General features: G+C 70.4%; 14 protein-coding genes. 5 read left to right on the top strand and 9 right to left on the bottom strand.

All coding sequences use genetic code 11. From position 1 onward, the window contains the following. Positions 1-176: 176 nt before the first annotated feature. Together atpB and VGO10_RS20245 are read right to left on the bottom strand one after the other, a co-directional pair. Positions 177-1,067 carry a F0F1 ATP synthase subunit A gene (gene atpB / locus VGO10_RS20250; RefSeq protein ID WP_327471811.1) on the bottom strand — a complete coding sequence of 297 codons (891 nt, stop codon included), beginning with the start codon at positions 1,065-1,067 and terminating at the stop codon, positions 177-179. Next, positions 1,064-1,438, bottom strand: coding sequence for a hypothetical protein (locus VGO10_RS20245; protein ID WP_327471810.1), 375 nt, complete (start codon positions 1,436-1,438; stop codon positions 1,064-1,066). The genes atpB and VGO10_RS20245 overlap by 4 nt, the downstream gene beginning before the upstream one ends. Positions 1,439-1,796: 358 nt before the next feature. Here VGO10_RS20245 and VGO10_RS20240 point away from each other — a divergent pair, with 358 nt between their 5' ends. Further along, entirely contained in the window at positions 1,797-4,103 is a 2,307-nt protein-coding gene (locus VGO10_RS20240) for a heavy metal translocating P-type ATPase (protein ID WP_327471809.1), read from the top strand. Between the two features lie 46 nt (positions 4,104-4,149). Beyond that, on the top strand, positions 4,150-4,815 hold the full coding sequence (locus VGO10_RS20235; RefSeq protein ID WP_327471808.1) for a class I SAM-dependent methyltransferase: 666 nt from the start codon (positions 4,150-4,152) through the stop codon (positions 4,813-4,815). Here VGO10_RS20235 and VGO10_RS20230 read toward each other — a convergent pair. From VGO10_RS20230 to VGO10_RS20210, 5 genes are all read right to left on the bottom strand, one after another. Then, on the bottom strand, positions 4,812-5,756 hold the full coding sequence (locus VGO10_RS20230) for a hypothetical protein (protein WP_327471807.1): 945 nt from the start codon (positions 5,754-5,756) through the stop codon (positions 4,812-4,814). The two genes, VGO10_RS20235 and VGO10_RS20230, sit on opposite strands and share 4 nt — an antisense overlap. Next, complete coding sequence (locus VGO10_RS20225) at positions 5,753-6,133, bottom strand: cupin domain-containing protein (RefSeq protein ID WP_327471806.1); 381 nt, start codon at positions 6,131-6,133, stop codon at positions 5,753-5,755. The genes VGO10_RS20230 and VGO10_RS20225 overlap by 4 nt, the downstream gene beginning before the upstream one ends. Positions 6,134-6,764: 631 nt before the next feature. Further along, positions 6,765-7,679, bottom strand: coding sequence for a hypothetical protein (locus VGO10_RS20220; RefSeq protein ID WP_327471805.1), 915 nt, complete (start codon positions 7,677-7,679; stop codon positions 6,765-6,767). A gap of 12 nt (positions 7,680-7,691) precedes the next feature. Continuing rightward, positions 7,692-8,588 (bottom strand): hypothetical protein, encoded by an 897-nt coding sequence (locus VGO10_RS20215; protein ID WP_327471804.1) that lies wholly within the window; start codon positions 8,586-8,588, stop codon positions 7,692-7,694. Between the two features lie 84 nt (positions 8,589-8,672). After that, positions 8,673-9,593, bottom strand: coding sequence for a ribonucleotide-diphosphate reductase subunit beta (locus VGO10_RS20210; protein WP_327471803.1), 921 nt, complete (start codon positions 9,591-9,593; stop codon positions 8,673-8,675). A gap of 85 nt (positions 9,594-9,678) precedes the next feature. Between VGO10_RS20210 and VGO10_RS20205 the strand changes: the two genes are divergently transcribed. Next, positions 9,679-10,317 (top strand): TetR/AcrR family transcriptional regulator, encoded by a 639-nt coding sequence (locus VGO10_RS20205; protein WP_327471802.1) that lies wholly within the window; start codon positions 9,679-9,681, stop codon positions 10,315-10,317. Between the two features lie 13 nt (positions 10,318-10,330). On the opposite strand, the gene VGO10_RS20200 is transcribed toward VGO10_RS20205, so the two are convergent. Continuing rightward, positions 10,331-11,509, bottom strand: coding sequence for an MraY family glycosyltransferase (locus VGO10_RS20200; RefSeq protein ID WP_327471801.1), 1,179 nt, complete (start codon positions 11,507-11,509; stop codon positions 10,331-10,333). 46 nt (positions 11,510-11,555) lie between these two features. On the opposite strand from VGO10_RS20200, the gene VGO10_RS20195 reads away from it, so the two are divergent. Then, on the top strand, positions 11,556-12,563 hold the full coding sequence (locus tag VGO10_RS20195) for a glycosyltransferase (protein WP_327471800.1): 1,008 nt from the start codon (positions 11,556-11,558) through the stop codon (positions 12,561-12,563). 402 nt (positions 12,564-12,965) lie between these two features. Here the strand turns inward: VGO10_RS20195 and glyA are convergent, their stop codons facing one another. After that, a complete protein-coding gene (gene glyA, locus VGO10_RS20190; RefSeq protein ID WP_327471799.1) occupies positions 12,966-14,255 on the bottom strand; it encodes a serine hydroxymethyltransferase in 1,290 nt (429 codons plus the stop codon). A gap of 93 nt (positions 14,256-14,348) precedes the next feature. Between glyA and VGO10_RS20185 the strand changes: the two genes are divergently transcribed. Continuing rightward, positions 14,349-14,577 (top strand): RNA polymerase sigma factor (locus VGO10_RS20185; protein ID WP_327471798.1); only part of this gene is annotated, 229 nt, incomplete at its 3' end.

Raw genomic sequence — 14,577 nt, 5'->3', positions numbered from 1 at the left:
ATGACCTTGCCGAAGATGAAGCCGACGCCCACGCCCGGGCCGATGGTGCCGAGGCCGGCGCCGATGCCCAGCGCGATCGCCTTGCCGGCCTTGCGGCCGTACTCCTGCGGATCAGCGGCCTGGGCCAGGGTGGTCACCTGGTTGATGACGGACAGGTCCACGGTGTGTCTCCTTGGTTAGTGCTCGGCGGCAACGGCGCCGCCGAGGTAGATCGCGGTAAGGGTGGCGAAGATGAAGGCCTGCAACGTCGCGACCAGCGCGACCTCGAAGATGAAGAAGGCGACGGCCATCGTGCCGGTCACCAGGCCGAGCACGACCGAGCCGAAGATCGAGAGGTTCAGCAGCACGACGAGCCCGCCGCCCATGAACAGGATGAGCAGGTGGCCGGCCAAGATGTTCGCGAAGAGACGAACGGAGAGGCTGACGAGGCGGACGAAGTGCGAGATGACCTCGATGAAGAAGATCGGGATGGCCGCGGCGCCTTCGACGCCGGACGGGACCCAGGACTTCAGGTAGCCGATGACGCCCTTGGCCCGGACGCCCTCGACGTGGTAGCTGAGCCACACGACGAGCGTGAGCAAGAGCGGCACCGAGATGTTCGCCGTGGCGGCGAACAGCGCGAAGGCCGGGATGTGCACGCCGAAGATGTCGATCTTCTCCTGGCTCGTCGGCAGCGGCAGGTAGCCGAGCATGTTCGAGAACCAGATGAAGAGGAAGAGCGCCCCGATGAACGGGAACCACTTCGCGGCCATCTTGTCGTCCATGTTGCCGCGCGTGATGTTGTCGCGCATGAGCGTGAACGCCGCCTCGACCGCCGTCTGCACCTTGTTCGGCCGGTCCTGCATCCGCTTGGCGATGTAGATCATCGTGAAGCAGGTCAACCCCGCGGCGAGGAAGACGTAGAGGACGGCCTTGTTGATGCTGAAGACGCCGAGGTCGATCCACTTCTTGAGCTCGAACTCGTCCTGAGGCCGGTAGTCCTCGTTGATGTTCAACGCCAGCGCGCCGGCAGGGCTCGCCAGGAGGACGATCAGCGGGGTCAAGACGATGGCGAAGCGCTTGGTCACGAAGGCAGCTCTCGATGGTTCTCGAACGGGCGGAGGATCAGGGAGACGGTGAAGTACGCCGTGAAGAGGATGACGACGAGGACGGCGGCAGCCAGGCCAACTGCGTCATCGCTCCCAGCGATCAGGTAGGCGCCGAAGATCGTAAGGGCTACGAGCCATCCGCGTCCGATCATCGACCCGGCGGTCAGCCCAACGACCGTCCTCGGATCGTCGGAGGCAGCCGCGCGACGGGCCACGATGTCGTTGATCGCCCGCTGCACGAGCCACGCGAACGCGGCGGCGGCGTAGCCCAGCAGCGGCCAGCCGGCGAGCAGGAAGATCGGCAGGGCGATCGCCAGGATCACGAGGTCGAGGTACTTGATGACGATCATCAGCGCACCCGGGAGCCACGACGCTGGGCGTCGTCGGCGAAGGGGTCGTGGGCGAGATGCTCGTAGGGCTTGTTCATGGCGTCAGGCCGCGCGAAGGCGGGACCTGCTCGAAGACGTGGAACGCCTCGCGGACGCTGCTGCGAGAGCGACCCTTCCGGAGGCGGGGACACGTGCCTCCTTGGCGGCAAGCGGGAGCCTAGCGAAGTCTCGGACTTTGTAACAACTTCGTGACAGTCGGCGCGAACTGTCTGACGCGCGCACGGGTAAAGGAGCAGGCGCCCAACCTTAGGGAACCCTTCTGGTGACTGCATTCTGACACCTCCACTAACCCCCGGGGGGTATCTGCTACGGTAGGTCCATGGCCGCCGTCGACGCTTCTTGGAACTCGAGCGCCGTGATCGACCGCGTCGAGCTGCCGATCACCGGCATGACCTGCGCGTCGTGCGCGAACCGCGTGCAGCGGGGGTTGAACCGGCTCGACGGGGTGGCCGCGACGGTCAACTACGCCACCGAGAAGGCGACGGTCGACTTCGATCCCACCAGCGTGGAGCCCGCGCAGCTGGTCGCGGCCGTGCAGGCGGCGGGGTATGAGACCGCGCTGCCGTCGACGACGGCCGACACGCCGTCCGGCGAGGCCGCCGCAGACGCCGAGCTCGCGCCGCTGCGCGCGCGGCTGATCCTCTCCGCGGTGCTCGGCCTCCCCGTCCTGTTGCTCTCGATGATCGAGCCGCTGCAGTTCGACAACTGGCAGTGGCTGGCGTTGCAGCTCGCCACGCCCGTCGCGCTGTGGGGCGCGTGGCCGTTTCACCGCGCCGCGTGGGTCAACCTGCGCCACGGCGCCGCGACGATGGACACGCTGGTCAGCGTCGGCGTCCTGGCCGCCTGGGGCTGGTCGGTCTACGCGCTGTTCTTCGGCGACGCCGGCATGGTCGGCATGACGATGAAGCTCTCGTTCACGGGTTCGGGCGGCGACGAGCTGTACCTGGAGACCGCCTCGGCGGTGACGGTCTTCCTCCTGGCCGGTAGGTATTTCGAGGCGCGCGCCAAGCGCCGGGCCGGCGCGGCGCTCAACGCGTTGCTCGCGCTGGGCGCCAAGGACGTCGCGGTCCTGGACGAGGACGGCGCCGAGCACCGCGTGCCCGTCGAGCAGCTCGCCGTCGGCGACCGCTTCGTCGTGCGGCCGGGTGAGAAGGTCGCGACCGACGGCGTGGTCGTCGAGGGCACGAGCGCCGTCGACCAGGCGCTGCTGACCGGCGAGTCGGTGCCGGTCGAGAAGGCGCCGGGCGATGAGGTCGCGGGCGCGACCGTCAACGCCGGCGGCCGGCTCGTCGTCCGCGCGACGAGGGTCGGCGCCGATACGGCGCTGGCGCAGATCGCGCGCCTGGTCACCGCCGCGCAGACCGGCAAGGCCCCGGTGCAGCGGTTGGCCGACCGTATCTCAGCCGTCTTCGTCCCCGCGGTGATCGTGCTCGCGCTCGTCACCCTCGGCGCCTATCTCGCCACGGGCGCGGCGACGAGCGCGGCGTTCAGCACCGCGGTCGCGGTGCTCGTCATCGCCTGCCCGTGCGCGCTGGGCCTCGCGACGCCGACCGCGCTGCTGGTCGGCACCGGCCGCGGCGCGCAGTTGGGGTTGTTGATCAAGGGCCCCGAGGTCCTGGAGTCCACGCGCGCGGTCGACACCATCATCTTGGACAAGACCGGCACGGTCACGACGGGCCGGATGACGGTCGTCGACGTCGCGGTTGCGGTCGGCGAGGAGCGCGACGCGGTGCTGCGGTTGGCCGGCGCGCTGGAGGACGCCTCCGAGCATCCGATCGCCCAGGCGATCGCGCGCGCGGCCCGCGAGGGCGCCGCCACGGCGCAGGCTGTAGCCGGAGGCGGCGCCCCCGCGCGCAGCTCCGGCCTGACCGCGACGCTGCCCGCCGTGGAGTCCTTCGCCAACCGCGAGGGGCTGGGCGTCGAGGGCGTCGTCGATGGCCACGGCGTGCAGGTCGGCCGTCCGGCGCTGATGACCGAGTGGAGCCTGACCGTTCCGGCTGTGCTCGATAGTGCGCGGCGCGATGCCGAGGCGCGCGGGCGCACCGCCGTCCTCGTCGCCTGGGATGGCGCCGTGCGCGGCATGGTCGCGGTCGCCGACACCGTCAAGCCGACGAGCGCCGAAGCGATCGCGCGGCTGCGCGCGCTCGGCCTCACCCCCGTGCTGCTGACCGGCGACAACGCGGCGACCGCGCGCGCCGTGGCCGCCGAGGTCGGCATCGACGAGGTCATCGCCGAGGTGCTGCCCGCCGACAAGGCCGCGACGGTCGCTCGGCTGCAGGAGCAAGGCAAGGTGGTTGCCATGGTCGGCGACGGCGTCAACGACGCGCCCGCGCTCGCCCAGGCCGACCTCGGCCTGGCGATCGGGACCGGCACCGATGTCGCGATCGAGGCCTCCGACCTCACGCTCGTCTCGGGCGACCTGCGCGGTGCGGCCGAGGCGATCCGCCTCTCGCACGCGACGCTGCGCACGATCCGCCAGAACCTCGCCTGGGCGTTCGGCTACAACGTCGCCGCCATCCCGCTCGCCGTCGCCGGGCTGCTCAGCCCGCTGGTCGCCGGCGCCGCGATGGCGCTCTCCAGCGTGTCGGTCGTCGCCAACGCGCTGCGACTGCGGCGCTTCTCATGAGCGGCTCGCCGAGCAACGCCGAGGGTCTGCCGCGAAGGAGCGGGCGATGAGCGGCGACGCCCGCTACGTCCCGGCTGCCGGCCGCGCCGCGTTCACGCGCCTCTATGACCCGATCGTGGCGCTGACGATGCGTGAATCGACGTTCCGACCCGCGCTGCTGACGGCGGTGAGCGATGGGCTCTCGCAGGGCGGGCGCGTGCTCGACGTCGGCTGCGGCACCGGCACGTTGGCGATCGCGCTGGCCGCGGTGCGCCCCGACGCGCAGATCGCCGCCGTCGACGGCGACCCCGAGGCGCTGGCACTGGCGCGCGCCAAACCGGGATCGACCACCATCACTTGGTCAGAAGGCCTGGCGACCGCGCTGCCCGAGCCGGATGCGAGCGCCGACGCCATCGTCATGTCGCTCCTGCTGCACCACCTCTCCCCCGCCGCCAAGCACACCGCCTTGGTCGAGGCCGCCCGCGTCCTGAAGCCGGGCGCTCTCCTCCACGTCGCCGACTGGGGCCGTGCGCAGGATCCGCTGATGCGCGCCGCGTTCTTCGGGCTTCAGGTCATCGACGGCTTCGCTACGACCCGCGACCACGCCGCCGGGGCCCTGCCGACCTTCATCGCCGACGCCGGCTTGGTCGTCGCGCCGGCGCACACGCGCCTGCGCACCGTGTGGGGTAGCCTCGAGCTGCTGACCGCGACCAACGCCGGCCCGCCCCGTTAGCGCGACGAAGTCGCCAGCGCCCGCCGGCGCTCGCGGGCCTGCCCGGCGCGCAGGACGTTGCGCACGACCTTGAGCGCCGGACGGGCACGGCCGCGGGAATCGATCAGCCCGGAGTCCCAGTTGTCTCCGCTGATCGCGTTCCAGTGGTAGAGGTAGACCCGCGTGATGCGCCGGCTGAGCGGCACGAGGTCGTCGAAGACCCAGCGCGTGGCGATCGCCGCGTGCGCCGCTGATTCGGGGAAGCCGACCTTGGACTTGTTGTGGCGGTTGACGATGCCGCCGGTCTCGGTGAACCAGATCTGGCCCTTGGCGTGCTTGATCATCGTCCGCGTCCCGGTCGTGCGCAGGCGGTTGGCGTCGATGTAGTTGTGCAGCCCCCAGTAGCGCGGCGCGTTGCCCGGGCCGAGGTGCTGCTGGAAGGCGTCGACCCAGCTGGCCATGTTGGGCATGTCCAACATCTCGGCGGCCAGGATGGTGCACGTGGGGCATTCGCGCTGCATCGCGCGGTAGTAGGCCGCGACGAGCTGCGGGCGGTGGCAGGTCGGCTCACCGCAGTGGTTGGCCTCGTTCCACGTCGCGAACGTCGTCACCCACGGATAGCGCGCGCGGAACTGGCGGAAGTCGTACTTGAAGCGCGCGGGCGTCGGGAGCATGCGCCGGTCCACGCGCGAGTGGCCGAAGCCGATCAGCGGCGAGACGCCGGCGGCGCGCGCATCGTCGAGCCACGCGTCGACCTCCTCCTGCTCCCACGGATGCTCCATCGCATCCCACGACACCGCCAGGCGCGCATGGGAGACACCGAGCTTTGCGAAGACCGGGTCGCTGAACATGTCGGGCTTCTGGTCGCCGATGCCGACGACCAGCGCGCTCGCCGAGGCGGGAAGCAACAGCGCCGTCGCGACCAGCGCGACGAGCAGGCGGACGGGACCCAAATGGCTCACGGCGCGGGACGCGGCTCCTCGGTCAAGACCGTGTCCTCGTGTGAGTACGGCGGCGAGCAGCAGCAGAGCAGGACCAGCGGCTCCGCGCCGGAGTTCTCGAGCTTGTGCTCGACGCCAGGTGGCAACACGGCGCAGTCGCCCGGACCGACCTCGCGCCACTCACCGGCGACGCGCAGGCGCCCGCGGCCGGCGGTGAAGAAGTAGAGCTCCTCGGACTGCGGGTGGTAATGGGCAACCGTCGCGCCGCCCGGCGGCACGGTCGCCTCGGCCAGGCTCTGATGGCGCGAGGGCAGCGTCGTGCGGCCGGCGATCTCGCGAATGGTCGAGCCGTCCAGCGTCGTGAACGCCTCGCGCTCGTCGATGTTCCCCACGTCCATCGTCTGAGCACGGTACCCATCCGAGAGGCCAGACGATCGCCGAAGACGGCTCGCCCCGGCCATGGAACGGCCGGGGCGAGCGCCGGAGTGGAGAGGGGTCGTGCTCCTCAGGCCATCGCGCGGCGGGCCGACTCGCGGTCCACACGCTCGGCTGCGCCGACCAGGACCCGCGCAACCTGCGCGCGCATCCATCTGGGGGGAGGTTCGGCGCGGTATGGCTCGGCTACGTCACGTGCCGCGGCGCGCAAGCGCGGAGCGGTGGCCCGGACGTACTCGTTGTGCAACTGGAACTGCATGACGGTGGTGCTCCTTACGATCAATCGAGAAGGGGCCACCGCCCTGAGACTGCGGGCCTGCGAAGGCGAGAAGTCCTACGGGCGGCGGGCGCCCGCGGACTGGTGAACGAGACCTAGCGCGCGAGCGACGACAGAGAGCGGCCACGAGAGCCCCAGACGGCAAGGGCCGCCTTGGTGGCCGGGGCCACCTGGTGCATCGTGGGAAGGATGTCTCGTCGAGCGGTGCGCATACTGGTCCCTCCTCCCATGATGTAGGTCTTGATGACCTAGCTGTAGGAGAAGTACGGAGACCGTATCGCGGCCTCCGGCGGATGGCAAGTGCGGCTAACCGACCTTCACGAGGTGCGGACACCCAGCAGCGCCTGCAGGACCGCCAGCGACGGACGCGGCTGGTCGTCGGGGCCGATGAGGCCCGAGTCCCACGTCCGGTCGTCGTCGGCCGTCGTCCCGATGTCGCCCACCCCCGTGTCCCAGTGATAGAGGTAAACGCGCTGGACGCGCGGGCTCAGCTTCGCCAACGTCGAGAACACGAACTTGGTCGCCTTGGCCGCATGGCTCGCGCCCGTCGGGAAGGCGATGCCCGACCCGTTGTTGCGCGAGACGACGCCGCCGGTCTCGGTGAACCAGACCGCGCCCTTGACGGCCTTCAGCAGCTTGCGCGTGCCGACCGTCTTGAGCGTGTTGGCGTCGGTGTAGTTGTGCAGCCCCCAGACCTTCGGGGTCCGCTTGGCCGCCTTGACAAAGCGCTGGGACCAGGTGCCGACGTTGTTGCGGTCCAGCAGGTCGGCGCCGAGGATCGTGCAGGTCGGGCAGGCCTTGCGCATCGCCATCCACCAACGGGCCACGGTCTCGGGCCGCTTGTTGATGTTCGCCTCGTTCCAGGTGGCGAACTCCTTGACGAAGGGATAGCGCTTGCGCACGTCCTTCAGCGAGGTGGCCATCTGCGCGGCCGACGGGTTGTGCGACGTGCGCTTGCGCGAACGATCGAAGGTCACCAACGGGGTGAGGCCATCGGCCTTCGCGCCCGCCATCCACCCGTCCAACCAGGTCCGCTGCGCAAAGTCGTGCATCGCGTCGTAAGGCACCATCACCCGCACGTACTTGACCTTGAGCGCCGTGAAGCGCGGGTCGGTGAACATGTCGGACTTGTTGTCGGCGATGCCGATCGCCACCTTCGCCTGAGCCGCCGTCGCGGGGACGACGGCGACGGTCAGAGCGAGGAGGAACAGCAGGATGGGGAGCCGGCGCATTGCGCCGGGAGGCTAGCGATGCGCTGCCGAGCGAGCGACGACACCCTGCAGGACCGATAGCGCCGGACGCGCCTCGCCGTCAGGCCCCACGAAGCCGGAGTCCCAGGTCGGGCCGCCGCCGACGCCCGTGTCCCAGTGGTAGAGGTAGACGCGCTGGATGCGCGGGCTGAGCTTGGCGAGGCGGCCGAAGATGAAGCTCGTGACCTTCGCGGCGCGAACCGTTCCGGTCGGGAAGATCAGCTTGCTGTTGTTGGCGCGCCGGACGATGCCGCCGGTCTCGGTGAACCAGATGTTGCCGCCGATCGACGTGAGCAGCTTGCGGGTCGTCTTCGTGCTCAGCGTGTTGGCGTCGACGTAGTTGTGCAGGCCCCAGACCTTGGGCGTGCGGCCGGCGGCGGCGACGAAGCGCTGGGCCCACGGGATCATGTTGGGCTTGTCGAGCAGGTCGGTGCCGAGCACGGTGCACGTCGGGCAGGCCTTGGTCAGCGCAAGCCACCACTTCGCCACGATCGCGGGCTTCTTGTTCATGTTGGCCTCGTTCCACGACGAGAAGTCCTTCACGAACGGGTAGCGGGCGCGCAGGCCCTTCATCGCGCCGACGAGCTGCTGGGGCGTCGGGTTGTAGGAGATCCGCGCGGGCGAGCGGTCAAAGGTGATCAGCGGCCGCACGCCGGTGGCCTGGGCCCCGGCCATCCAGGTGTCGAGCTGGGCCGTGGCGTCGACGTCGGAGAGGACGTCCCAGCGCAGGTCCAGGCGCGCGTAGCTGAGGTGCAGCGCCTGGAAGCGGACGTCGGTGAACATGTCGGGCTTGTTGTCGGCGATGCCGATGCCGACCGCCGCGTGAGCCGCAGCGGGCATCAGCGAGAGGGCGAGCAGGGTCAGGGGCAGGAGGAGGCGAGCGCGGCGCATACCCGCCGGGATCGACCTCCAAACGCGATCTTTGAAGCTTGTGGTCCGTGCGCTGGACCAGTAGGCCGGGTGGGTCGGGCCGAATCAGGCCGGAACGGCATCCTCCGGCGCCGGCGCGAGCGACACGCCGATCACCTTGAGGCGGCGCGTGAGCGCCTGGAAGGCGAAGCCGTGGACCTCGTCGCTGCGCACGCCGAGGATCTCGTACTCCTCGCCGACGGCGAAGCCGCGCGGCGTCAGCACCCCGGCCGCGATCGGGATCAGCTCCTGCAGCGTCTTGACGATCCGCTGCCCGAGCGCCGGATCCTGGCGGGCCTTCTGCTGCAGGAACCAGGTGCCGTAGGCGACGTGACGATGCTCGTCCTGGGAGATCTTGCGAAAGCCCTCCAGGAAGCCGGGCAAGATCCCGCGGCCCTCGAAGACGCGCGTCAGCGTGTCCTGGCCGGTCAGCGCGAGCGTCCCCTCGATGACCATGTGGTAGGTCGTCACAAAGTCGACCTTGGCCTCCATGTCGGCGGGGTCGGCGAGCAGGCGGCGGTTGGCGTCGACGAGCACGTCGTCGAAGAGCACCTTGAAGGCGTCATTGAGATCCTCGCGGGCGCGGTCGAGGCGGTCCTCGAAGGTTCCGTCGTAGCCGAGGACCTGGGTGTAGAAGTTGTTGAAGTGCTGGGCGTGGCGGGCCTCGTCGACCTGCTGGGTCGTCAGGAACGCCTCCTCGCTCTGCCCCTCGTAGGCGCCGACGAGGCCGCCGAACTGCGTCGCGACGCGCTCCTCCCCGATGAAGAAGGACGACAAGAACCAGCTGATGTGGTCCTTGTCCTCGTCCGAGAGCTTGGTCCAGTCCTCGCGGTCCTGGGTGAAGTCGATCGTGTGGGTCTGCCACGGCTGGCGCTCCCACAGCTCGTAGAGCTGCTGGGGCGTCATCAGGACGACCTGCGACAGCTTGGACTCGTCGCTGATGGTTCCGACGTCGCCCTGGGAGGTGAGCTCGAGGAGGCTGGCCATGCCGACGATCCTGACAGGCTGTTTGACAGGGTGTCAAGTGCGGGTTGACAGGGTGTCAGCGGAGGGCGGGTATCGTGGAACGTCCATGGCCGCCGACGAGTCCCGAACCACCTCGCCCGTCGCCCACCGCGAGGGCCCGGCGACCGCCAAGCGCGCGCAGATCCAGGCCGAGGTGCTGCGCGCCACCGAGCAGCTGCTCGCCGAGGGCTCCTCCTATGCCGACCTCAACGTCGAGCGGATCGCCACGGCCGCCGGCATCTCGCGCACCGCCTTCTACTTCTACTTCCGCGACAAGCGCGACCTGCTGATGCGCCTGGCCGGCGACGTCACCGAGCTGCTGTACGCACAGGCCGACATCTGGTTCTCCGGGGAGGGCGACGATCCCGAGCAGGAGATCCGCGAGGCGCTGACGCGGATCGCCGAGCTCTACCGCGAGCACGGCGTGCTGATCCGCGCGATCGTCGAGGTGTCGACCTACGAGGAGGACATCGCGACCTTCTGGCGCGGGCTGCTGTCGCGCTTTGTCGATGCGACCGCGCGCCGCATCGAGATCGAGGACCAGCTCCCCGAGGGCACCGCCTACGCCACGGCCTTCGCGCTGACCTGGATGGTCGAGCGCACCTTCTACCAGCAGCTCGTCCAGGACGAGCCCCTCCCCCAGGCCGAGATGGTCGACGCGGTCGTCCGCATCTACCGCGGCACCGTGTACGGGCTGCGCGCTTAGCGCTCGCCGTCGTTCACGGGCCTTTTACGGCCTCGAATTCGCCGGTTTCCATCTGCCGCTGGACGTCGGCGTCGACCTCGGTCTCCTCGGCGTCGGGGCGCAGGCGACGGATGCGGATGGCGCTGAGGCGCCGCAGCTTGAGGATCTCCAGGACATAGACGAGATAGGCGCTCGCGGCGACGACGAGCAGCGCGAGGGCGCCGACGAGGATCGACCACCCGGTGTTGAGGCTGCCGTGGTTGTCGGAGTACGGGATGAAGCGCAGCGCGACCGCGAAGCCGCCGAGCAGCAGCGTCCACGCGTACAGGTAGATCAACGTCTTGCGCTCGCTGAAGCCGATGCGGTTGAAGCGATGGTGGAAGTGGTTGGCGTCGGCGACGTAGACCTTGCGCCGGTACTTCATGCGCTTGAGGACGACGAAGGTCGTGTCCAGGAACGGCACGGCGAGGACGACCAGCGGGATGACCAGCGCGAGGACCGCTTGGGTCTTGACCGCGCCCTCGACCGCGATGCAGCCGAGCAGGAAGCCGAGCAGGTTCGCGCCGCAGTCGCCCATGTAAATCGAGGCCGGCGGGAAGTTGTGCACCAAGAACCCGGCCGACGCGCCGGCGGTGCAGGCGGCGAGGACGGCGGCGTAACTCTTGTCGAGGTCGAAGGCGATGATCGCGAACGCCGCCGCCGCGATCGTGCAGACGCCGGCCGCCAGCCCGTCGACGCCGTCGGAGAAGTTGACGACGTTCATCATCGCGACGAGGCCGATGACCGTTACGGGACCGCCGGCCGAGCCGAAGTCGATCGCGCCGAGGAACGGCAGCGTGATGTTGGTGGCCTCGACCCCGCCGATCACCGGGATGATCGCGGCGCTCACCTGGCCGAGCAGCTTGACGGCGGGATGCAGGTCGAAGCGATCGTCGATGGCGCCGACGAGCGTGATCAGCGTCGCGCCGAGCAGGATCCCGACGAAGCGGTCGTGGGTGCGGGCCGTCGTCTCGATGAACAGCAGCCCGGCGACGAGCGCGCCGGCGAAGATCGCCAGGCCGCCGAGCAGCGGCGTGGACTCGCGGCCGAGACCACGGGCCTTGGGCTGGTCGACCGCCCCGACGCGACGCGCGAAGCGCGCCGTCAGCGGCGTCAAGACCACGGCCACGGCGAACGCGGCGACGAACGCGTAGACCGCATCCAGCTCCGTCATCGCCGCAGAGGGTATTCGCCGGCGCGGCGTGCAAGGCTGGTGCGCGATGCGCATCCTGCTCGTCACCCAGATGTGGCCCACGGAGAGCGACCCGGACCTCGGCGCCTTCCTGCTGGTGCTGCGGCGCGAGCTGGTCGCCCTGGGCCATGAGGTCGAGGTCGCGGCGATCGGCCGCCGGGGCGGTGCGCCGACCAAGTACGCGCGGCTGGCGGTCGATGCCGTGCGCGCCGCGCGGCGGTGGAAGCCCGATGTGGTCTTCGCCCACTTTCTCTTCCCGGCCGGCGCGGCGGGCCTGGCGGCAGCGCGAGCCGCCCGCGTCCCGCTGGTCGTCATGGCGCACGGCACCGACGTCGCGAACCTCGAGGGCACAGCACTGCGCGTGCTGACGCGGCCGGTCGTCCGCGGGGCGGCCGCGGTGATCGCCAACTCGCGCTGGCTGGCCGCGCGGTTGGAGCGCCACTACGCCGGGCTGGCCTGCGAGGTCTGCGATCTGGGCGTCGACCTCGACGAGTTCGCGCCCGACGTGGAGCCCGCGGTGTGGACCGCCGGCGAGCACCCGCGCTTTCTCTGCGTCGGCTCGCTGGTGGCGCGCAAGAACGTGGTCGGGCTCGCCGATGCGTTCGCGCGGCTGGGTCGTGGCTCGCTGACCTTCGTCGGCGATGGCGAGCTGCGCAGCGCGCTGGAGGGTCGCCCGGGCGTGGCGCTCGTCGGCCGCGTGCCGCACGAGGCCGTCCCGTCCTGGGTCGCTGCGTGCGACGTCCTCTGCCAGCCCTCGCTCGTCGAGCCCTTCGGCTTGGCCGCGCTCGAGGCGATGGCGCTGGAGCGCAGCGTCGTCGCCACGACTGAAGGCGGCCCACCGGAGTTCGTGACGCCCCAGGCCGGCGTCCTCGTCGACCCGGGCGACCCGGCGGCGCTGACCGCGGCGCTGGCGGCCGCCACGGCGCTGCCGGTCCCGAACCTGGCCGCGCGCACTGCGGCGGCAGAGCACGGCGCCGACCGTCAAGCCGCCCGCATGGCCGCGATCCTCGAGCGCGCGGTGGCGACGAAGGGGTAAGCGCGCGACGCGATCGCGCGCAGTGCGCGGCGTCGGTCGCCGTGCGCTGCGTGGTCTGTCGGCACCGAGGAGAGCGAGCGGGAGCGGGGTTCGCGACGCCCCGGGCGTCCGCCTAGGTCGGTCTCGACAAAAGGACCTCCTGGGTGCTTTTCTCGAGACGGAATGAGGTCCGTGTCGAGCAAAGGGTCTCTGACACCCTTTGCTCGACACGGATCCCCGGGCGAAGGCGCCAGCGGACGACGGCCCACGCGTGTGATGCCGCTCCGCTCTCACTCCTCGGTGCCGACAGACCACGCAGCGCGCCGCGACCAACGCCACGCGCTGAGCGCCACAAGGCCACGCCGCGCAGCTCGGCCAACGCCGCGCGCCGCGCGCCACGGCAAACGCGCCGCGGCGGACGCCCTACGCGGTCGCGCCCGCGCTGAGGTGCTCGTAGAGCGGGTAGCGGTCGGCGATCGCCGTGACCCGCTCGGCCAGCTCGTCGCGCTTGTCGTCGTAGGCCGGCGTCAGCGCGGTGGCGATGATCTCGCCGATCTCGGCGAAGTCGTCGGACTGCAGGCCGCGGGTGGCCAGCGCGGCGGTTCCGACGCGCAGGCCCGAGGTGACCATCGGCGGGCGCGGGTCAAACGGGACCGCGTTGCGGTTGACCGTGATGCCGATGTCGTGCAGGCGGTCCTCGGACTGCTGGCCGTCGATCTCGGACTCGCGCAGATCGACGAGCGCGAGGTGCACGTCGGTGCCGCCGGTGAGGACGTTGACGCCGTGGCCGGCCGTCATCAGCGCGGCCGCGACGGTCTGGGCGCCGGCGATCGTGCGCGCCTGACGCTCACGGAAGAGCTCGCTGCCCGCGATCTTGAAGGCCACCGCCTTGCCCGCGATGACGTGCTCCAGGGGGCCGCCCTGCTGGCCGGGGAAGACCGCCGAGTTGATGGCCTTGGCGTGCTCCTCCTTGCAGAGGATCACACCGCCGCGGGCGCCGCCGATCGTCTTGTGGACCGTGGAGGTCACCACGTCGGCGTGCGGCACCGGGTTGGGATGCAGGCCGGCGGCGACGAGGCCCGCGAAGTGGGCCATGTCGACCATCAGCAGCGCGCCGACCTCGTCGGCGATCGCGCGGAAGCGCGCGAAGTCCAGCTGGCGTGAGTAGGCCGACCAGCCGGCGAGCAACAGCTTGGGCCGGCGCTCCTTGGCGATCCGCTGCACCTCGTCCATGTCGATCAGCGACGTCTCGCGGTCGACCTCGTAGGGCGCGATGTCATACAGCCGGCCCGACACGTTGAGCTTCATGCCGTGCGACAGGTGGCCGCCGTGCGGCAGCGAAAGCCCCATGATCGTGTCGCCGGGCGCCAGCAGCGCGTGGTAGACCGACGTGTTGGCCTGCGCGCCCGCATGCGGCTGGACGTTGGCGTGCTCGGCGCCGAAGAGCGCCTTGGCGCGATCGATCGCCAGCTGCTCGATGATGTCGACGTACTCGCAGCCGCCGTAGTAGCGACGGCCCGGGTAACCCTCGGCGTACTTGTTGGTGAGGACGCTGCCCTGGGCTTCAAGGATCGCCTGGGGCACGAAGTTCTCGGACGCGATCATCTCCAGCGTCCGCTGCTGGCGCTCCAGTTCATGGCCGATCGCCTCAGCCACCTCCGGGTCGACCTCGGCGAGCGGGCGCTCGAAGTAGTCGGGCTGCAGTGCGGTCATCAAGACTCTCCTGGCGGGCTCGTCGCTGGGCTTCTGACCGTAGCGGATCACCGCTCGTCACACCCCCGGACCCTCGCGCCAGTATCGGGGGCGATGGACGCCGACGACGACCTGCTGCTGGCCCGCAGCACCCGCGACCCCGCGGCCTTCGGCGTCTTCTACGAGCGCCACGAGCGGCTCGTGCTCGGCTTCTTCCTGCGCCGCGTCGGTGATCCGGAGCTGGCGGCGGATCTGGCTGGCGAGACGTTCGCCGTCGCGCTGCTGGCCGCGCGACGGTACCGCGGCGGCGGCGCGCCGGCGAGCGCGTGGCTGATCGGGATCG

This window comes from Baekduia sp. (assembly GCF_035996765.1).
Taxonomy (GTDB): domain Bacteria; phylum Actinomycetota; class Thermoleophilia; order Solirubrobacterales; family Solirubrobacteraceae; genus Baekduia.
Note: the sequence above shows the minus strand (reverse complement) of the source record. Positions and strands in the feature narration are given on the sequence as shown.

Bases quoted from the DNA above. Each gene is read 5' to 3' on its own strand.
- VGO10_RS20245 (WP_327471810.1), bottom strand. From the start codon at position 1,438: ATGATCGTCATCAAGTACCTCGACCTCGTGATCCTGGCGATCGCCCTG.
- VGO10_RS20240 (WP_327471809.1), top strand. From the start codon at position 1,797: ATGGCCGCCGTCGACGCTTCTTGGAACTCGAGCGCCGTGATCGACCGC.
- VGO10_RS20235 (WP_327471808.1), top strand. From the start codon at position 4,150: ATGAGCGGCGACGCCCGCTACGTCCCGGCTGCCGGCCGCGCCGCGTTC.
- VGO10_RS20225 (WP_327471806.1), bottom strand. From the start codon at position 6,133: ATGGACGTGGGGAACATCGACGAGCGCGAGGCGTTCACGACGCTGGAC.
- VGO10_RS20220 (WP_327471805.1), bottom strand. From the start codon at position 7,679: ATGCGCCGGCTCCCCATCCTGCTGTTCCTCCTCGCTCTGACCGTCGCC.
- VGO10_RS20215 (WP_327471804.1), bottom strand. From the start codon at position 8,588: ATGCGCCGCGCTCGCCTCCTCCTGCCCCTGACCCTGCTCGCCCTCTCG.
- VGO10_RS20210 (WP_327471803.1), bottom strand. From the start codon at position 9,593: ATGGCCAGCCTCCTCGAGCTCACCTCCCAGGGCGACGTCGGAACCATC.
- VGO10_RS20205 (WP_327471802.1), top strand. From the start codon at position 9,679: ATGGCCGCCGACGAGTCCCGAACCACCTCGCCCGTCGCCCACCGCGAG.
- VGO10_RS20200 (WP_327471801.1), bottom strand. From the start codon at position 11,509: ATGACGGAGCTGGATGCGGTCTACGCGTTCGTCGCCGCGTTCGCCGTG.
- VGO10_RS20195 (WP_327471800.1), top strand. From the start codon at position 11,556: ATGCGCATCCTGCTCGTCACCCAGATGTGGCCCACGGAGAGCGACCCG.
- glyA (WP_327471799.1), bottom strand. From the start codon at position 14,255: ATGACCGCACTGCAGCCCGACTACTTCGAGCGCCCGCTCGCCGAGGTC.